At 33.6% G+C, this 20033-nt stretch carries 20 protein-coding genes; 9 read left to right on the forward strand and 11 right to left on the reverse strand.

Annotation, left to right across the window (positions count from 1 at the left end; genetic code table 11):
• Positions 1-32: 32 nt before the first annotated feature.
• Complete coding sequence (locus C8N41_RS11920) at positions 33-473, reverse strand: hypothetical protein (RefSeq protein WP_115839410.1); 441 nt, start codon at positions 471-473, stop codon at positions 33-35.
• 344 nt (positions 474-817) lie between these two features.
• Positions 818-1393, reverse strand: a complete 576-nt coding sequence (locus tag C8N41_RS11925; RefSeq protein ID WP_115839411.1) for a thioredoxin family protein — start codon at positions 1391-1393, stop codon at positions 818-820.
• A gap of 37 nt (positions 1394-1430) precedes the next feature.
• On the opposite strand from C8N41_RS11925, the gene C8N41_RS11930 reads away from it, so the two are divergent.
• On the forward strand, positions 1431-1766 hold the full coding sequence (locus tag C8N41_RS11930; protein WP_115839412.1) for a tRNA-binding protein: 336 nt from the start codon (positions 1431-1433) through the stop codon (positions 1764-1766).
• 32 nt (positions 1767-1798) lie between these two features.
• Here C8N41_RS11930 and C8N41_RS11935 read toward each other — a convergent pair whose 3' ends face one another.
• The 3 genes from C8N41_RS11935 to C8N41_RS11945 all read right to left on the reverse strand — a co-directional run bounded on the left by C8N41_RS11935 (position 1799) and on the right by C8N41_RS11945 (position 6602).
• Positions 1799-4306, reverse strand: a complete 2508-nt coding sequence (locus C8N41_RS11935) for a M14 metallopeptidase family protein (protein ID WP_115839413.1) — start codon at positions 4304-4306, stop codon at positions 1799-1801.
• 84 nt (positions 4307-4390) lie between these two features.
• A complete protein-coding gene (locus tag C8N41_RS11940; RefSeq protein ID WP_092447389.1) occupies positions 4391-4780 on the reverse strand; it encodes a PUR family DNA/RNA-binding protein in 390 nt (129 codons plus the stop codon).
• 67 nt (positions 4781-4847) lie between these two features.
• The gene (locus C8N41_RS11945; protein WP_092447390.1) at positions 4848-6602 is read right to left on the reverse strand and encodes an ABC transporter ATP-binding protein; all 1755 of its coding nucleotides are present in this window, start codon (positions 6600-6602) and stop codon (positions 4848-4850) included.
• A 130-nt stretch (positions 6603-6732) separates the two neighbouring features.
• On the opposite strand from C8N41_RS11945, the gene C8N41_RS11950 reads away from it, so the two are divergent.
• The 4 genes from C8N41_RS11950 to yajC all read left to right on the forward strand — a co-directional run bounded on the left by C8N41_RS11950 (position 6733) and on the right by yajC (position 9892).
• Entirely contained in the window at positions 6733-7836 is a 1104-nt protein-coding gene (locus C8N41_RS11950) for a Glu/Leu/Phe/Val family dehydrogenase (protein WP_092447391.1), read from the forward strand.
• Between the two features lie 107 nt (positions 7837-7943).
• The gene (gene nusB / locus C8N41_RS11955; protein ID WP_244266681.1) at positions 7944-8888 is read left to right on the forward strand and encodes a transcription antitermination factor NusB; all 945 of its coding nucleotides are present in this window, start codon (positions 7944-7946) and stop codon (positions 8886-8888) included.
• A gap of 122 nt (positions 8889-9010) precedes the next feature.
• Positions 9011-9574: a DUF1573 domain-containing protein gene (locus C8N41_RS11960; protein WP_115839414.1), complete on the forward strand. Its 564-nt coding sequence runs from the start codon at positions 9011-9013 to the stop codon at positions 9572-9574.
• Between the two features lie 27 nt (positions 9575-9601).
• Positions 9602-9892, forward strand: a complete 291-nt coding sequence (yajC, locus tag C8N41_RS11965; RefSeq protein ID WP_092447393.1) for a preprotein translocase subunit YajC — start codon at positions 9602-9604, stop codon at positions 9890-9892.
• An 86-nt stretch (positions 9893-9978) separates the two neighbouring features.
• Here the strand turns inward: yajC and C8N41_RS11970 are convergent, their stop codons facing one another.
• The 4 genes from C8N41_RS11970 to C8N41_RS11985 all read right to left on the reverse strand — a co-directional run bounded on the left by C8N41_RS11970 (position 9979) and on the right by C8N41_RS11985 (position 13183).
• A complete protein-coding gene (locus C8N41_RS11970; RefSeq protein WP_115839415.1) occupies positions 9979-10578 on the reverse strand; it encodes a YdeI/OmpD-associated family protein in 600 nt (199 codons plus the stop codon).
• A 36-nt stretch (positions 10579-10614) separates the two neighbouring features.
• Entirely contained in the window at positions 10615-10983 is a 369-nt protein-coding gene (locus C8N41_RS11975; RefSeq protein WP_115839546.1) for a DUF2200 domain-containing protein, read from the reverse strand.
• Positions 10984-11101: 118 nt separating this feature from the next.
• Positions 11102-12331, reverse strand: a complete 1230-nt coding sequence (gene pepT, locus C8N41_RS11980) for a peptidase T (RefSeq protein WP_092447395.1) — start codon at positions 12329-12331, stop codon at positions 11102-11104.
• 21 nt (positions 12332-12352) lie between these two features.
• Positions 12353-13183 (reverse strand): universal stress protein, encoded by an 831-nt coding sequence (locus C8N41_RS11985; RefSeq protein WP_115839416.1) that lies wholly within the window; start codon positions 13181-13183, stop codon positions 12353-12355.
• Between the two features lie 137 nt (positions 13184-13320).
• On the opposite strand from C8N41_RS11985, the gene C8N41_RS11990 reads away from it, so the two are divergent.
• The 4 genes from C8N41_RS11990 to C8N41_RS12005 are packed head-to-tail and all read left to right on the forward strand — an operon-like array spanning position 13321 to position 16669.
• Positions 13321-14349: a quinone-dependent dihydroorotate dehydrogenase gene (locus tag C8N41_RS11990; protein WP_092447397.1), complete on the forward strand. Its 1029-nt coding sequence runs from the start codon at positions 13321-13323 to the stop codon at positions 14347-14349.
• A 35-nt stretch (positions 14350-14384) separates the two neighbouring features.
• Complete coding sequence (locus C8N41_RS11995; RefSeq protein ID WP_115839417.1) at positions 14385-15002, forward strand: LysE family translocator; 618 nt, start codon at positions 14385-14387, stop codon at positions 15000-15002.
• A gap of 4 nt (positions 15003-15006) precedes the next feature.
• On the forward strand, positions 15007-15774 hold the full coding sequence (locus C8N41_RS12000) for a hypothetical protein (RefSeq protein WP_115839418.1): 768 nt from the start codon (positions 15007-15009) through the stop codon (positions 15772-15774).
• A gap of 31 nt (positions 15775-15805) precedes the next feature.
• Positions 15806-16669, forward strand: coding sequence for a hydroxymethylglutaryl-CoA lyase (locus C8N41_RS12005; protein ID WP_115839419.1), 864 nt, complete (start codon positions 15806-15808; stop codon positions 16667-16669).
• Positions 16670-16676: 7 nt separating this feature from the next.
• Here C8N41_RS12005 and C8N41_RS12010 read toward each other — a convergent pair whose 3' ends face one another.
• Positions 16677-17858 (reverse strand): HmuY family protein, encoded by a 1182-nt coding sequence (locus C8N41_RS12010; RefSeq protein WP_115839420.1) that lies wholly within the window; start codon positions 17856-17858, stop codon positions 16677-16679.
• Between the two features lie 11 nt (positions 17859-17869).
• On the reverse strand, positions 17870-20014 hold the full coding sequence (locus C8N41_RS12015; protein ID WP_115839421.1) for a TonB-dependent receptor plug domain-containing protein: 2145 nt from the start codon (positions 20012-20014) through the stop codon (positions 17870-17872).
• Positions 20015-20033 lie beyond the last annotated feature (19 nt).

The raw sequence follows: 20033 nt of genomic DNA on the forward strand, positions 1-20033 counted from the left end.
AATTAATTATACACGGTGTTGTGTGTAGTACTTTATTTTAGAAATCTAATTCTTTCTCCAGAATCAGGGTCTGACAAAAAATACCATAATTGATAATCCTTTTTTAATTTATAAACGTCTAAATTCTTTGTAATTTTTGTGTCATCGAAATTCAGTTTAATTTTTTTCGTGTCGTACTGTTCAATAATTTCCCACGTTCCAGCTGAGATTCCGTTATTAATTTCTCGGTCAAATAGATTTTGAGAATTATTCATTTCAAAAATATAATCAGACTTAAATGTCAAAATAATACTGTCTGTTTTAATTTCAGAAAGATATTCGTAAGAAAATTTGTCCATTTTCCAAGTTCCTATTATATCTTTTAAATTTACTTGAACATTTTTTGTCTCAATATTTCCATCAATTGGTCCCAAAAAATGGCAAGATGTAAATCCAAGAATTAAAATCAATAAAATCCAATAAGGTCTTTTCATTTCAGTTTTTGAGTTTGGTTGGGTATTACACACAACTCGTTATATCATAACTTTTATCACTCATATCCCTCAAATTAGTCAGGTAATAGCAAATGTTTTCAATATTTAAAGTCATGGGTCCCAAAGTTAATTCAATTTCTTATAAAAACTATACGTAAAGTTACGTATAGATTTTCTCAGTCAACAGCCAAGATAAAACCTTCTATTCTAATTCGCTTACGGTAAACCGTAAGTGGTCTAAAATGCATAAGAAACATGTCAATGCACGGAAATTTATTTTTGTGTTTTGTGTATGGTGCTGGCTTTATGGATTGTTGGGATGTGTTTATAGTATAAATTCAGTGTTATTTTGAAGTATGGTGAGTGTCTAGCCATTTTATACTGCAACCCATGCTAGGTTTTTGGTTGGGGTTTATAGGTGCTTTATTAATTAAAGCATCCATGGCTGCTCTAAGGTCTTTTCCTGTTACAGGCTTACCATTTCCTGGTCTAGAATCGTCTAATTGCCCAGTGTAAACCAATTCTAAGTCGCTATTAAATAAGAAAAAATCTGGTGTACATGCAGCGTCATAGGCTTTAGCAACGTCTTGAGTTTGGTCGTATAAATACGGAAAAATGTAATCGTTTTCAATGGCGTTTTTTCGCATTAATTCTGGTCGATCTTGCGGATAGTTTTTAGCATCATTACTCGAAATCGCAATACAATTGATACCCTTAGCCACATAATCTTTTGCCAATTGCGATAATTCTGAACGCACATGGATAACAAAAGGGCAGTGGTTAGATATAAACATAACCAAAGTTGCTGTTGTCCCTTTTAATTGATGGAGTGATTTTGGGGTTTCATCTACGGTGTCTATAAGCGTGAAATCGGGTGCTTTTGTGCCTAAAGGCAACATATTAGATTCTGTTCTAGCCATTATTTTAGTATCTATTTTATTTTATTAATTTTACAGCATGGAAAAGATAATAACATTTGAAGACTTTACAAAGATCGATTTGCGAATTGGGACCATAATAGAAGTTAACGATTTTCCCAATGCACGGCGACCAGCTTATAAATTAACTATTGATTTTGGGGATTTAGGACTTAAAAAATCTTCAGCCCAAATTACAACACTTTATCAAAAAGATGAATTATTAAACCGACAAATTGTAGCGGTTGTTAATTTTCCTAAAAAGCAAATTGCTAATTTTATGAGCGCATGCTTAGTGGTTGGTGCCGTAAAGGCTAATGATGTTTTTTTATTGCATCCTGAAACTAAAGTGAGGAATGGCATGCAAGTCTCTTAGACCTGCCGATCTCAAAATAATTATTTAGCCAACTACATTTCCTCTCTAAAGAAAATAGCATTCATTAGCAACTTGTTTGTACCATACCAAAAGGCTCTAAAGTTAGTGTTGTCTGTAAAGCCTATTATTTTTCCTCTACCAATTTTTCCTATTTTAAATGGTACGGTTTTGCTAATACTATCTAAATTCTCTTCAGAAATATAACCACTTAATAGTGGGTTTTTAGTATACTGAATAGGATTGTTGTAACTATTTTTATCTTCATTAATAAATAAAGTGGAGTTTCTAAACAGTGCTAATGTGTTATTTTTATAACCAAAATTAATAGGATGGGAGCGATCTAATTCCGCTTCAAAAATGGCGCCACCAATCACTTGTGCTCCTCTAAAATTTCTACGTGCTTCAAAACTAATGTTTTTAGCTATTAATTTATTTTTCTTAAAATCAATAGTCATTATTTTTTTTGAGTTCAACCATTTTAAGGCATTTTTATAAGCGACTAATGTTCCACCATTTCTAATCCATGAGTGTAGTTTTTTAGTGTTATTTTCACTTAAACCACCATTAGAATTTACCATTATAATAGTATTGTAACGACTGAGATCAGCACGACTAAAGTTCTTGGTGTCTAATTTGGTTGCGACAATATTATAACGTGTATCGAATAAATGCCATATCTCACCAGCATCGTAAGACGTGATACCATCACCTACTAAAAGGGCAATTTTTGGTAACTCTAAAGTTCTAAAATTTCGGCTACCCAAATCAATACCTTCATTAAGACCTGTGGCAACAGCATTAATTTGAATATGACTTTCTTCAGCTTTATCTTTTAAAAAACTGTAAATCTCAGAAGGGGTAAAATCTTGGTTTTTTGCAGGGACCATAATCGTGCCATAATCGTAAGATTTGCCGTTAGCTTTAAAACGTTTTAAAGCCACTTTAGCTCTTAGACCTTTGTTTAAAATTGAATTTAAAAGTTGAGGAGCGTAGTACTCGTGCCACTCAAACAGGTAGGCATACTCACTTTGTTGAGATACACCTCCTTGTTGGTGCTTTAAATCGGTAACAACTGTTCCGGCATGTGCTGTTGTGGTTTCGGTATAATCTACATTGAAGGCTAACGGAAATGTCCAAGCAGACACGTCGTAAAACAAACTATCCTTAAATGTGGTTCGGGTTTCAAACATCGCATTGATAAGTCGGGGGTTCTTTTGATTTTTAGGAACCACGTAACTGTATCCTTTTTTATAATTTTTGCCATCTTTTGAAAAATCTGATTTTACCTCGTGAAAAGTGATACGATGACGTTTTAAAATTTCGGCTAAATGAAAGGTTTTTGCTGCATCTTTTTCATCACCAAAAACAATAGCCTTTTTGCCTTCTTTAGCCGCTTCTTCTTTTACGTTTTTATAAAATTGGTGTTGGTATTCTAAAATCTCTTGGCGCATACTATGTGCAGCCTCTAGTGTAGATAAAGCTGCCGTATATTGATTTTTTATGGTGAAAGGAAATGTTAATAATCCATTGTCGCTTTCTTGTATGTGACCTCGTGAACTCGCTTGTTCGAACAGTATACCAATGCCACCATTAATGTCTGGGAATGTAGAACCTTTACCATAGTAGAAATCATCAAAACTTTCTTCTGAATAGTATAATGAACCGATTTTATCAAAAGCTTTAGCGTGATATGTTGCGATGTTTTTAGTTAATTCTTGATTTAATTGCGGTGTTAATGGATGGGTACGAGAAGGGACACCCGGTTGAAAAAAGAAACTGGCATTTGTACCCATTTCATGATGGTCGGTTAAAATATTGGGCATCCAATTATGAAAGGTTTCTATACGTGCTCTTGATTCTGGTAACTGTACGGGTAACCAATCTCTGTTCATATCAAACCAATAGTGATTGGTACGTCCACCTGGCCAAATTTCGCTGTATTCTCTATCGTTGGGATCTGGATTAAGATTGATGTTTTTATTGGTATTTGCCCAATAGGCGAAGCGTTGTAAACCATCGGGATTTAAAGCAGGATCAAATAATATAACCGTATGTTCTAATAGATCGTTAATGGCTTTGCCTTCAGCCGCAGCCAAATAGTAAGCCACTAACAATGCTGCATTGGTTCCACTTGGTTCGTTACCATGAATAGAAAACCCTTGGTAAACAACAATGGGTCTGTGTGCTGCATTGGCAGATTTAGCGTCTGTGGCTTCGATATGAGCGGTTTGTATCGCTTCTATATTTTTATGATTCTCAGGTGATGTTATGGTGAGTAGAAGTAAAGGTCTATTTTCAAACGTTTGGCCTCTGTCTTTTAAAGTAATTCTGTCGGAAGACTTTGCCAAAGCCTTCATATATTCTACCAACTTATCGTGGGTAATATGCCATTCGCCGACCTGATGGCCAATAACACTTTCTGGAGTAGGTATATTGGGATTGAGGTTGACATTTTGAGAGATATAGTAAGATAAATCTGTTTGTGACTGTGATTGAAATGGCGTAACAAAAACTATTAAGAATAGTAAGAAGCGAAACATAGATTATAGCGTTGGTTAGGTTTAAAAATAAAAAAACCTTGACGATTATGGTCAAGGTTCTTTATAATTTAACAAATGTTGTTTTTAAATATCATCGAAACTAATGTCTGTAAAGCTATCGATGTTTTTAGTGTCTTGTGGTGTTTTAGCTTCTTGAGTCACAAAATCATCTTCGCGCTTGTAGTCTTTTTGGTGACGTTCGCTAATGACTTCTTGACCTTTTTCGTTGATAATATAATCGGTCATTTCGGCTAAAATCTCTTTAAACTCTTTAAAGTCTTCTTTATAAAGATAAATTTTATGTTTTTTATAATGGAAAGAACCATCATCATTAGTGAATTTTTTACTTTCTGTAATCGTTAAGTAATAATCACCAGCTTTAGTCGCTCTAACATCAAAGAAATAGGTTCTTCTTCCTGCACGCAATACTTTAGAATATATTTCTTCTTTATCCATCATTTCATAATCGCTCATATCTCAATCTATTTTTTAAAATTTCAATCCAAAAATCTAAAAAAAAAATTATCTAAACAACAAATACTTACATTTCTTTTTCGGAGAGTTGTTTCTTATATAATTCCTTGTAGTAGCTGTCTGTATTTATAAGGCTTTCATGATTTCCGGACTCAATTACTTTTCCATCATCTAAAACAATAATATGATCTGCATTTTTTGCAGAAGACACACGATGACTTACAATAATTGTGGTTTTATCTTTAGTTAGCTTTACTAGATTTTTGAGTATTTTTTCTTCTGTTTCTGTATCTACGGCAGATAAACAATCATCGAATAATAAAATATCGGGCTTTTTAATAATAGCTCTGGCAATAGATACACGTTGTTTTTGACCACCAGATAGGGTAATACCACGCTCTCCTAAAATAGTGTCGTAACCTTTACTAAACCCAATAATATTTTTATGAACTTTAGCATTTTTAGCCGCTTCTATAACGTCATCATCTGTTGCTTCTTCTTTGCCAAATTTTATATTATTCTTAATGCTATCGGAAAACAAAAACGCATCTTGCGGTACATAGCCAATACTTTTTCTGAGGCTAAATAAATTTAATTCGGAAATAACGGTGTCATCAATTAAGATAGAACCTTTATCAATATCATATAAACGGCCAATAAGATCTAAAATAGTAGATTTACCAGAACCTGTTTTTCCGAGAATCACCAGCGTTTCTCCAGATTTTAGTTTAAAACTAACGTCTTTTAGTGCTTCAATATTAGTGTCGGGATATACAAAAGACACATTTTTAAATTCAATATCACCTTTAATTGGAGTAAGCTCTGTTGCTGTATTTTTTATGTCTGGTTCGGTATTTAAAAATTCGTTGATACGTTCTTGCGAAGCTTCCGCTTGCTGAATTAACGATGTTACCCATCCTACGGTTGCCACAGGCCAAGTTAACATATTGACATAGATAATAAACTCAGCGATGGTTCCGATGTTTTCAATTTCACCATTCATATATTGCATACCTCCAACGTAGATTACAATAAGATTACTGACGCCAATTAATAAAATCATCATCGGAAAAAACAAGGCCTGTACTTTAGTAAGATCTATTTGTTTTTGACGATTTTCTGCTGAAAGATTTTCAAATTCAACATTGGTTCTTGGTTCTATACCATATGATTTAATGACTGAAATTCCACTAAACGTTTCTTGAGAATAGGTAGATAGTGTGGAAAGCGATTGTTGTACTATGGTGCTTCGTTTATTAATTAAACGACTTAGTTTATAAATCGCTACCGAAAGAAAAGGTAATGGCAGTAAAGTATATAAGGTTAAGGAAGGCGATCTGTCTACCATATATATAATAGCTACTGCAAATAACGTAATTGTATTTATGGTATACATAATGGCAGGACCAACATACATTCTAACTTTACCCACATCTTCACTTATACGGTTCATTAAATCACCTGTGCGATTCGATTTATAAAATTTTAGTGACAATACTTGGTAATGGTGATAGATTTCATTTTTAAGGTCGAATTCTATATAACGCGATACGTTAATAATAGTCTGACGCATTAAAAACGTAAAAATACCAGCGACAACGGCCGCTCCTATAAGGTAAAGAATGTTTAAGGTTAAATCGCTCCTAAAGATGTCTTCAGAAATGTTACCCTCTAATCGGTCGGAAACCACATTAATAGATGCACCCACCAAACGAGGAGTAAAGAGTGCGAAAATTTTAGAAATTATGGTGATAAAGATACCTATAACAATACGATACCTGTATTTGTAGAAATATTTGTTGAGATGTTTTAGTGCCTTCATGCTGCGTTTAGTAGGTCAAAAGTATTATGATAATCGTATTTAATAGTTAATATTTTGCTAATCCTTTAATTATAATTTACTTTTGCATGCTGTTTTTAGAATGTCTTTAAACGCCCTAAAATAAAATAACATGACTTCAGAAATTATATCTTCAAAAGAATTGAAAAAAATAGATCCGGTTTTCGGACAACATTCTTTTGATGATCATGAGCAAATTGTTTTTTGCAACGACAAAGATACTGGTTTAAAAGCTATAATTGGTATTCATAACACAGTTTTAGGACCAGCTTTGGGTGGTACCAGAATGTGGAATTACGCTAACGAGTGGGAAGCGTTAAATGATGTATTGCGTTTATCTCGTGGTATGACATTTAAATCTGCGATTACCGGATTAAATCTTGGTGGAGGTAAAGCGGTTATAATTGGTGATGCTAAAACTCAAAAGACTCCAGAATTAATGCGACGTTTTGGTGAGTTTGTACACTCTCTAAGTGGTCGTTATATCACTGCAGAAGATGTTGGTATGGCAACAGCTGACATGGATACAGTAAGAGAAGTGACACCTTATGTTACAGGAATATCAGAAAGCAAAGGTGGTGCCGGAAATCCTTCTCCTATTACCGCTTATGGTGTTTTTATGGGAATGAAGGCCGCAGCTAAATTTAAGTACGGATCAGATATTTTAGAAGATAAAAACGTCTTTGTACAAGGTATTGGTAATGTTGGTGAAGCACTTGTAGAACATTTAGTAAACGAAGGAGCTAATGTAACAATCGCAGATATTAGTCAAGATCGCTTAGAAGAAATTAGAGCTAAGTATGGTGCTACAATTTATGGAGGTAATGATATTTATAGTGAAGATATGGATATCTATGCACCATGTGCTTTAGGTGCTACCATTAACGATGACACCATTTATAAATTAAAGGCGTCTATAATTGCAGGTGCTGCTAATAATCAATTAGCAGAAGAAGCTAAACACGGTAATATTTTGCAAGAGCGTGGTATCGTTTATGCACCAGATTTTTTAATTAATGCAGGCGGAATTATTAATGTTTATGCAGAGTTAGAAAATTACGACAGACAAGAAATAATGCGTAAAACAGAGAACATTTACAATACTACATTAGAAATTTTAGACAATGCTAAAGTAAATAATCTTACCACTCATAATGCGGCTCTCAATATTGCTAGAGAACGTATTGAAACACGTAAACGAGAAAACTTAAAATAGTCTCAATTATTTTCTGTTATAAAAATTAAATAATAGTATTTTTGCAGGGTGAATCTTTAAGGATTCACCCTTTTTAATAATCAAATACTAAAAGTCAGTTCTTACACATGCTAAACCGAAGACACATCAGAATTAAAGTTATGCAATCTATGTATGCTTTTAAAGGTACAGAAAGTGATGATTTAATAAAAGAACAAAAGTTTTTGTTACACAGTTTAGATAGCATGTATGATTTATACTTATCGCTTTTAGCTTTACTAACAGAACTGCATAAAAAGAGTAAGGATTACAACCATAAGATTCAAAATAAGCTGATCAAATCTGAAGCAGACAAGAATCTAAATTTAAAGTTTCAAGAGAATCAACTTTTACATCTTATTAGTAGTAATACGATGTTGCAAGAAGCAATTGCCAATAGAAAGTTGAATTTTTGGGATTTAGATTTCGAATATGTTGATATTCTTTTTAAAGCTATTTTAAAAAGTGACATTCATAAAAACTATATAGAAGCATCTGAAACCAGCTTTAAAAAAGATAAAAGCTTTATAATTGATGTTTTTACTGAAATTATAGCACCAAATGAAAAGTTATATGACTTTTTTGAAGATAAGAAATTAACATGGGTAGACGATCTCCCTGTGGTTAATACTGCTATGTTAAAAGTATTACGAAAGTTAAAACTTACATCACCAGAAACCGCTTTATTACCAAATTTATATAAAGATGAAGAGGATAAAGCGTTTGCTATAGAGTTGTTTAAGAAGACCTTTTTAAATAGCTCAAGATTTGCCGAAGAAATAAGCAAAAAAACAACCAATTGGGATGCAGAGCGTTTAGCTAGCTTAGATGGAGTATTATTAAAAATGGCACTATGCGAATTTCAGAAGTTTCCATCAATACCTCATAAGGTTACCATTAACGAATACCTTGAAATAGCAAAGGAATATTCTACACCAAAAAGTAGCATCTTTATCAATGGTATATTAGATAAGATTGTGAAGGAATACCAATCGGAAAATATTCATTTAAAAACCGGTAGAGGTCTCATGTAATATGTGACTTTTTGTTTTGAAAGTGACTTCTGACAAAAAATTGTTAAGAAACAGGTAAAAATTTTAATTCGTAGAAATAATTATTAACTTCGCGAATCGATAATTAACAAAAAATTAAAATAATGAAAAAAGTAATTCTAGGACTTAGTGCATTATGCTTAGTAGCTTTTACATCATGTAAAGACGATGCTGCGAGTAAAATTAAATCAGAAAATATTGCGGAAGCAGCAGATAGAGATGCTAATGCTGGTGATTTTGCAGTGATATCTTTAGATAAAACAGAACACGATTTTGGTACTATCTCTAACGGAACACCTGTAGAAACTGTATTTAAATATTCGAACACAGGAAATTCTATGTTGGTAGTAAGTGATATTAAAAGTACTTGTGGATGTACAGTGCCTACCAACTATACAAAAGAAGTAAAGCCAGGTGAAACAGGTCAGTTTACTGTTAAGTTTAACGGTAAAGGAAATGGTAAGACCACAAAGTCTTTAACTATGGTAACAAACACTGAAAAAGGACAAATTCCAATAAAAATTACAGCTTTTATCGAAAAAGATCCAAACGCACCAGCTAAGAAAGCAGGTACTGCAACAGTTAACCCTTTAGCTACAGACAATAGTGCTGCTGCGCCAAGAAAGTATTCTACGCAACCAGGTCACGAAGGACATAACCACGATTAATAATTAATTATTACTGATATTTACTGAATGGACGCATTAGGATCATTTTTACCGTTTATAGCGATTTTTGCAGTGATGTATTTCTTTATGATTGCACCACAAATGAAGCGCTCTAAACAAGAAAAAAAGTTTGCCAGCGAATTAAAACGAGGCACTCGTGTAGTTACTAAAAGTGGCATGCACGGAAAGATTGTAGAATTAAATGACAAGGATAACAGTTGTGTGATTGAAACATTAGCTGGTAAAATTAAATTTGACCGTTCTGCAATTTCAATGGAAATGAGTAATAAATTAAATGCACCAGCTGTTGTAAAATAAGCGGTTAGCATCATAAGATTAAAAAAAAAGACTGTTCAATAAGAACAGTCTTTTTTTATATATTAAATTTTAACAACAATAAATAACTAACACGACCTGTACTTATCATGCAAGCCTACGCCTTTTAATATTAGAGGTATTATTTTTTCTAAACGGGTTTGTTTAGTCGTTTCACGTTTAGCACTTGCAATGTGTTCGCTATATTCACGCTGTTTTGATAGGGAAAGCGTTTCGAAAGCTGTCTTTAGATCTACATTTTGATTTAATACTTCTTTTAATTCAACAGGTAATATAACGGGTTTTATATTGCGTTTTGGTTTTATTTCTTTACCTAAACGTTGATTTTCTATGGCTTCTTTTACATAGGCTAACACATCCGTTTTAATAATGTCGTCTTTGGTTTTAAAACGCATCTGGCGCATCGCTTTGGTTTTTTCTTCTTGGGCATTGTGTAGTAATTGTTTTGTATCTTTTAGAAAGACACCTTGATGGAACCAAATACAAAAATGATTTTTGAAGGCTCCAATTCCCAATACATTTTTACCATTTAAACAGTAGGTAGGCATGCTCCATTTTAGGGTTTCCTCTAACGCTGTTGTGTTAATGATATTGCGCAACACTGTAAGTGCGTCTGAGAAATGCGAATGGGCTTCTATATAGGCTTCGACTGAGGTTACTTTTTTCATAAATATTAGATTAATAGCATTTTGTATATTTGGTCGTTATGATGTACTTCGTAAGATCTTTTCCATCTTTCGGCCTTTAGCTAGTTCGTCTACTAATTTATCTAGATATCTTACTTCTTTAGTTAATGGTGTCTCAATGTCTTCAATGCGATAGCCACAAATAACACCTTTTATAAGATGAGCATTTGGGTTTAATGTTGCTTGTTCAAAAAAAGTTTTAAAGGTAACGTTTTCAATTATTAACTCTTGAAGTCGTACATCATCAAAACCGGTTAGCCATCTTATTACCTGATGTAATTCAGCTTTTGTTCGGCCTTTCTTTTCCACTTTAGTAACATAATGCGGATAAACAGAAGCAAATGTCATCGTTGCAATGCGTTCATCGTGTTTTGGCGTTGTGGTCATGGTTGGTCTACTTTTAATATTACTAAAACTTTGAGTTTTAAATTTAGTCAAAAAAAAATAAGCAGTAAACTATAGTGTGTTGTTTACTGCCTATTAAGAATTGTGTACTAGTCTAATGCTATTTTTCTTTAGCGGTTAATTCTGCTATTTTACAAATAACTTCTACAGCCTTTTGCATACTTTCTACAGGTACATACTCATAACGACCATGGAAATTATGTCCACCAGCAAAAATATTAGGACAAGGTAAACCCATATAAGAAAGTTGAGATCCATCGGTTCCACCACGTATGGCTTTAATAAGTGGAGTAACACCAACAGCTTTCATCGCTTCTTCTGCAATATCAACAATGTGCATTACAGGCTCTACTTTTTCCTTCATGTTAAAGTATTGATCTTTTATTTCAATCTTAAATACTTCGCTTTCATACTTGGTATTTAAATCGAAAACAATCTTCTCTAATAAAGCTTTTCGCGCTTCAAACTTATCTCTGTCGTGGTCTCTAATAATATACTCTAATGTGGTTTCTTCAACATCTCCTGTTATATTATGCAAATGGAAGAATCCTTCATAACCTTCAGTACACTCAGGTGTTTCTAATCGTGGTAAAAGATTAATAAACTCAGAAGCATAATACATAGAGTTGATCATTTTTCCTTTGGCGTAACCAGGATGCACTATTTTACCTTGTACTTTAACTTTAGCTCCTGCTGCATTAAAGTTTTCGTATTCTAGTTCTCCAACTTGGCTACCATCCATGGTGTAAGCCCAATCTGCACCAAACTTTTCAACATCAAATTTATGCGCACCTCTACCAATTTCTTCATCTGGAGTAAACCCAATTCTGATGTCACCATGTTTAATTTCAGGATGATTAATAAGGTATTCCATTGCTGTTACAATTTCTGTAATACCAGCTTTGTCATCGGCTCCCAAAAGGGTAGTGCCATCTGTAGTTATTAGGGTTTGACCCTTGTACATTAGTAAATCTTCGAAATAATCTGGTGATAAAACAATATTTTGTTCGGCATTAAGAACAATATCTTTACCATCGTAATCTTCGATGATTTGTGGTTTTACATTTGCACCTGTAAAATCTGGAGAGGTATCAAAATGAGATACAAATCCTATAACAGGCACATCGTGCGATACATTACTAGGTAAGGTGGCCATGATATAAGCGTTCTCATCTATTGTAACATCACTTAGCCCAATGGCTTTGAGTTCTTCAACTAATTTACGAGCCAAATCCCATTGTTTTTCTGTACTCGGTGTGGATTCAGAATTAGGATCCGATTCTGTATCTATAGTAATGTAACTAATAAAACGCTCAATAATATGTTGCATAAAGTTGTTAGGTTTAAAAAATTATAGTTTAAAAGTAATCACAGGAAGTTTAGTGTGGTTAACCACATCCTCAGAAATACTACCTCCAAAGAAGTGACTAAGCCCTTTTCTTCCGTGAGTAATCATGGCAATTGCATCTGCTTGTTCTCTATTTGAAAAACTAGCTACTCCATCTTCAATATTATGATCACAGATACGCGCAATTGAAAGATCAGATTCGTTGAGTTTTGAATGCTCTAAAAAGTTTGAAATCTTTTCGTCAATTTCATCAGTACTTAAGAAGCTTAAATTAGGCGAATTGATGTGTAATAACGTTGTTTTTTTACCTAATTTACTTAATAAGCTTACGGCATTTTCTACTGCAGGTACGCTTTTTTCTGAAAAATCTGTAGCTAATACGATGTGATTAAAATCAATAGTGTCTAGTTTAGATTTTACAACTAACACAGGAGTACTACTGTAACGTACCACTTTTTCGGTGTTAGAACCGGTAAAAATGCCATCGTGGTCACTATGTCCTCTAGAACCCATAACAATAAGGTCGGCATTAACATCAATAGCAACTTCAGCAACTTCTTTAAGAACTTTATGGTATTTTACCATTGGAGTGACTGTAAGACCATCGAGATACGGTTGGTCTAAAAAAGTTTCAAATTTTTTGTTGGCAACCATTAACATAAATGCATTTTCTTCACCTCTTTCACTACTTGAAGCAGAAAAAATAGATTCAGACATTTCTAACATATGCATTACAATTAACTCTGAGTTATGCTGTTTTGCTAGTTTAGCCGCCGTTTCTAAGGCATATTCTGAATGTTTAGAAAAATCGACAGGGACTATAATTTTTTTCATGATATTTTAATTTTGGTTCGTGTTTCAAAGTTAACAAAATTAGAGAGTATTATTTATGATATCGGACAGTTTATGATAAAAATAAAACTTCTATTTTACGCCAGAGATGCTTATTTTTGCAGTGCTAAGTTATTCCTATGTATAAATCCATAATTAGACCCGTTTTATTCTCTTTTGATCCAGAGAAAATACATTACTTCACGTTTTCTTTAATACGAAACTTATCGAAATTTCCAGGAATGAAACCGGTGTTTAAAGCGTTGTATGTTGTTGAAGATAAAAGGTTAGAGCGCGAGTTGTTTGGACTTAAATTTAAAAACCCAGTAGGATTAGCAGCAGGTTTTGATAAAAATGCAGTGTTGTATAATGAATTAGCAAATTTTGGCTTTGGGTTTATTGAAATCGGCACTGTAACACCAAAAGCCCAAGCCGGAAATCCTAAAAAACGCTTGTTTAGGTTAAAGGATGATAAAGGCATTATTAATCGTATGGGATTTAATAATGAAGGACTTGAAGCTGCCATTACGCAATTAAAAAAGAATAAAGGTCAACTTATTATCGGAGGAAATATCGGAAAAAACACCCAAACGCTGCCTGAAGATTATACCAAAGATTACCTAGCTTGCTTTAATGCGCTTCACCCTTATGTAGATTATTTTGTGTTGAATGTAAGTTGTCCTAATGTAGGGAGTCATGCCAAATTAAATGATAAGGACTATTTGTTAGAATTAATTTCAGCAGTTCAAAAAGCTAATAAAACATTTCGTAAACAGAAACCTATTCTGCTTAAAATTGCGCCAGATTTAAACCATGTGCAATTGGATGAAATTATAGAATTAATTGCAGAAACCAGTCTCGATGGAGTTATTGCAAGTAATACCTCTGTTGATAGATCAGGTTTAAAAACGAGTGATGCGCGTTTAAAAGCCATTGGAAATGGAGGCTTAAGCGGACAACCGATTAAAGAAAAATCAACTAAGGTTATTAAATATCTAGCTGATAATAGCCATAAGGCGTTTCCTATTATTGGAGTTGGTGGGATTCATTCTGCAGCAGATGCTTTAGAAAAAATTGAAGCCGGAGCAGATTTGGTACAGGTATACACTGGATTTATATATGAAGGCCCAAGTTTAATAAAGCAGATTAATAAGGCTTTATTAAAGTAAGATAACAGTTACAGTTTTACCGCAAACTCACAATTTTGAACGTAGATATTCTTATATCATTTGCCGTTGCTACTTCGGCTTTGGCATTTGCGCCAGGACCAGATAATATATATGTTTTGGTGCAAAGTATCAGTCATGGAAAATCCTATGGCATGGCAACCGTATGTGGTTTAATTACAGGTTGTATTGTACATACTACATTGTTAGCTTTTGGTGTGTCGGCTTTAATTGCGGCCAACGAAAATGTCTTTTTTGGTATAAAATTTTTAGGAGCACTTTACCTCATATATCTTGCTTATAAAGTTTATAAAGCTGATGATAAACTCAGTTTTGATTCTGAAAACGTACCTAAGAAAAGCTTAAAACAACTTTTTGTACAAGGCTTTTTTATGAATGTCCTTAATCCTAAAGTCACTATTTTTTTTCTAGCTTTTTTTCCTGGATTTTTATTTAGTGATACCATGAGTACAGTTTGGCAGTTTTATATTTTAGGCGGTTTATTTATGTTGGTTTCTTTTGTTATTTTTTCAAGTATTGCTTTGCTCGCTGGTTTTATTAAAAACTACACCTTAAAACATCGCCATTCAGGATTGTTTTTAAAATGGTTACAAATCATTGTTTTTATCGGAATTGCAATATTTATTTTAACTTAGCATCATGCGCTTAAGATTCAGGGTTTTACCAAAGTTTTCAATTGTTGTATGTTCTGCTTTTATCCTTTTTACAGTTATTGGAACACTCTCTCATGAATTAGGTCATATTACTGTGGCCAAATATTTAGGCTATGATACCACTCTAGATTTTGGAAGTATGAGTTGGTATCCTAAAGGGTATTTAGAAGATCCTATAGTGCATGAACTTAATACTATAGTAGAGACGTACGATTACAATAATTATGAGGATTGGCCAGAAGAAATTACATTAAAAGTTGAATCCCTGAGTATGGTGTTAAATGAAAACTATCCAATAATAAGTGAAACGGATAATTTTTATATAACCCTTGGTGGCCCCATACAAACTTTGTTAACTAGTGGTATAGGTTTACTCATATTATATCTAAGGCGTAAAGTTTGGTGTATTCCTTTTCAGTTTGTGGATGGGTTGGCTGTAATGATGGCCTTATTTGGGTTACGCGAAGTCTTTAATTATGTACATGCTTTGTACGACTTTGTATGTTTTTCTGAATCTGAATTTATGGCAGATGAGTTTAAAATTTCTAGATACTTAGGTTATAATGAATGGTTAATACCAAGCGTAGCGATGATAATAGGTGTACTGATTTCTGCTTTTGTGATATTTAAAATACTACCAGTTCAATATCGGTTTACTTTTATTTTATCTGGCTTAATAGGTGGAATTGTAGGTTATGGCCTATGGTTTGGTGGGTTTGGAGCCATGCTGTTCAATTCAAATATTTGCCTTTAATTAGTGAAATCTAAGCCGTATATTTGAGGCAATGAACAACGCTGTAAAAATCATAGAATGCCCTAGAGATGCCATGCAAGGCATTAAGGATTTTATTCCAACGGAGAAGAAAGTACAATACATTCAATCTTTACTTAGAGTCGGATTTGATACGATTGATTTCGGTAGTTTTGTGTCTCCAAAAGCCATACCGCAAATGGTGGATACCGCTGAAGTTTTAGCACAATTAGATTTGAGTAAAACCCCAAGTAAATTGCTCGCCATAATTGCGAATACAAGAGGAGCGCGGGACGCATCAGTTCATAAAGAGATTAATTATTTAGGGTTTCCGTTTTCAATATCTGAAAATTTTCAAATGCGAAATACGCATAAAACCATAGCGCAATCCGTAAATACCCTTTCTGAAATATTAGAAATAGCAGACCAGAATCAAAAACAAGTTGTGGTTTATATTTCTATGGGTTTTGGTAATCCTTACGGAGACCCTTGGAGTGTTGACATTGTAGGAGAGTGGACAGAACGTTTGGCTAATATGGGTGTAAAGATTTTGTCGCTGAGTGATACTATTGGAAGCTCTGACCCAGAAAATATCAACTATTTATTTTCAAATTTAATTCCTAATTATTCTAATATTGAATTTGGAGCACATCTGCATACCACACCAACTACTTGGTTTGAAAAAGTAGAAGCAGCATACAACGCTGGTTGTCGTCGTTTTGATGGAGCTATTCAAGGTTTTGGAGGTTGCCCAATGGCTAAAGATGATCTTACAGGTAATATGCCAACTGAAAAAATGTTTTCTTATTTTACACAAAAAAAAGCTCACGACTTAAGTGCCATGAGCTTTGAAAGTGCCTATAATGAAGCGACTAAAATATTTTCAGTCTATCATTAATACGTTATTATTCTAATATTTCATATTGAAATTGAGGATAACCTCTTTCTCCTGTTTCACTTTCAACGGCAGTAAATCGTAACTTGTAATAGTTGTTGTCACCATCTTTTACGATGTAATAACGATCTTCTCTTACAGAAGTTTCACCAGTCATATAATCTACACTTCTCCAACCACTTCCAATCACGGCACGGTCGTTATATACAAAACTCGTCTCGTTAACATCAGAAATAGTAAAATTGGTATAGCTTGGCGTAGCATCATCTTCAACAGTAATTTCATATAAGCCTACACCACTTAAAGTGTTGTGTAACGTGTAATCAGAGTAGGTTAATCCTGCTGCAATTGTTCCTTGTAAACCGTAATACGAAAATACACCTCCGAAATCGATATCCCAATTTTCTGCTTCTGGTTCTGCACTCACCACTTGTCCATCGGTTAAGCTTACAGCAGTTAGGTTATAACTACTGTCTTTAATGACTGTAATTTCATTGTAATCGGTAGTATTATCTAAAGTAGCGTATTGAATGGTATAACTGCTACCGTTTGTTAATACTCTAACTTTCATATAACCTCTTGAATCTCCTGTGGTGTTTAAGGTACCATTATTGGTTGTAGGTATTTCGTTTCCTAAGTTGACGATGTAAACATTATTATCGGTTGCTGTTGTAGAAATAGCATTGAAGGCTGTGCCTGTTAGTTCTCCTTCTTTACTATCTGTAAAAGAAATACCAGCATCTAAGTCTCCGTATTGATAATAACCAACTGGTAGTCCTTGTATTAATTCAGCAACCGTAGAAACCGTTACGGTTGTTGGAGAAAACGTTTGGTCTAATGCATCTAATGTCATAGGAGATGTTAATGTTGTAGACTCCGTAACTGCAGTGATATCTGTGATACCCTCTAATTCTACAGCTGAAACTAATAAAGCGCTGTTAAGATAAACTCTATTTTGAGCCCCATTGTAAACCGCAATTTCCCATGAGTCGCGACGCGAAGCAATTTGTGTCCCTGTACTTAAATCTACATACACACGGTTTGCTTGATTAAAGCCTCCAACTTCAGGGTCTATAATACCACCAGAAGACGGAGGAGTAACAGGTGTTGAGGAACCATCATCGTCACTGCTACAGCTTGTGAAAAAAGCAACTCCTATAAATAATACTAATGTTAAAAGTTTGTTAGTCATAATATTTAATGTTAAAAATTTAAGTTATATAATAGTTTTAAAAAATAAGATCGGCCGTTACCGATAAGTCGTGATGTCGATGTTGCTCCGGTATGACTTCCAGAAGAAGTTGAGGAATTTATATTTACAACATCAAAAATATTTCTTGCTCCAAGGGTGGCTTCGAGTTGAGATGTCAGTTTCGTTCGGATTGAAGCATTTAGCCAAGTAAAAGATTCTGTGACCCCTACAAATGTTTCACCATCTTCATTATTAAATAAGCCTTCGGTTTCTCCGGTGTGTTTTAATTGAGCAGAAATTGTTGTGTTCCATTTAGGCAAACCGTATGCTAAGGACGATTGTAGATTTAAACTCCATAAATAATCGTCATTATGAGATTCAGAGGTTTGTAATTCATTTTTAATACCTAGATAAGTACCACCTAAACCAATAGTCCAGTTTTTATAGGTAAAACTATTATCTAAGGTAAATCCTAATCGCGAGCTATAATCTATATTATCTTGTGTGAATAAGGTTCTTCCGTCTTCATCTTCCGTTGTAATACTGCTAATGGCATCTTTTAAATAAATGTGGAAAAAATTAAAATTGGTGTTTAAATACCCTTCGTTGGCTATTTTAAAATGGTCTTTTAAATTTACAAAAACAGAAACACCATCTTCAGGTTGAAGATCAGGATTACCTTGTACATTGTGATTTGCATCTACAAAATAGAAGAATAACTCTTCAAAATTAGGTGCTCTATAAGCCGAACCTACGACAGTTTTTAATCTTAGTTTTTCAGAAAAATTATAATTTGCCGATAAGGACCAAATAAGATGATTATTGAATTGCGAGCTGTGTGTAAATCGTGCTCCTGGGTTTAGCGATAAGTTCTCAGTGGGTTTAAATTCTGTGATTCCAAATACTTCATAGTTGGTAATGGTATTTTCTACCACCTCATTAGAATATGCACCAGAAGCGTTAGCATCAAATCCTGTTTGATTGGTAAATTCATATCCTAATTGTACATCGAAAACATCAGATTGAGGGACTATGTGACTTACAAAAGCTTTAGAATACCAAACTTCACTAGATTGACTTAAAGCATCGGTTTCTACAGATTGTGCACGTTGTTCAAATATGTTGTAAATGAGTTCCTTGTAATATCGTTTTTGATTTTGATAAGAAAGTGAAAAATTATACTTGGTATTTCCTTTCAGTGGGCCTGAAACATTGATATTATTCACCCATCGATCAGTTTTGTAATTCTCATCTAAAGCGGTTGGATTGAGTTGCCCATTTTGATATCTTCCATTTACAGTGTGATTATAGATGTCTAAATCTTCATTAAAGTATTGTAGTTTATAAAACACATTGTGTTTCCCTAAATCTAAATCGACATTAGCCGAAGCAGTTATTTGTTCTTTAGGATTCCATTCTGTGCCACGAAGGCTATCATTTACAACAATATTATCTTCAATTTTTACATAATCCTGACCTTTATAACCATTATAATAGCCTGCAAAATCGTTATGAGTGACACCAAAAGTATAGGATAGTTTTTCATTTACTTGGTTTGTAGCTCTAAAATTTTGAATATGCCTTCCCTTATCAAAAAATTCAAATTCATTACCAACAGTTTCTTCTTGTAATGCCATTTGTAATTGCCAGCCATTGTCTTTTAATCCACGTTTGGTAATTACATTTATAACACCAGCGACGGCATTATCTCCGTACAAAACTCCCATAGAACCTTCAACAATTTCAACACGTTCTATATCGTCAACGTTGATTTGAGAAATATCTATATTATTGCCAAGGCCATTATCACTAACCATAGGAATACCATCTACTAAGATTTTTACATACTGACCATCGAGTCCAAATAAACTCACTGTAGATCTTCCTGAAGAGGCATCTGGGTTAACCGTAATATTTAAATTATTAAATAGAATGTCTGCTAGATTAGAGCCAGCTACATTATCAATGTCTGATCTTTTAATAGTACTAACTGTAAATAACTTCTTACTGACTGAAGTTACATTGCTTTCTCCAACGACTATAACTTCTTTTAAATGTTCAGTTTTAGTACTATCACTTTCTTTTTCTTGAGCGTATATAAAGCAGCTTAAAAAAAGATAAAAATAAATTGAGATTTTATTTTTATTTAGACTCATTCTTGATTAAATTTGCTGC

The organism is Winogradskyella sediminis (assembly GCF_003387355.1).
Taxonomy (GTDB): Bacteria; Bacteroidota; Bacteroidia; order Flavobacteriales; family Flavobacteriaceae; genus Winogradskyella; species Winogradskyella sediminis.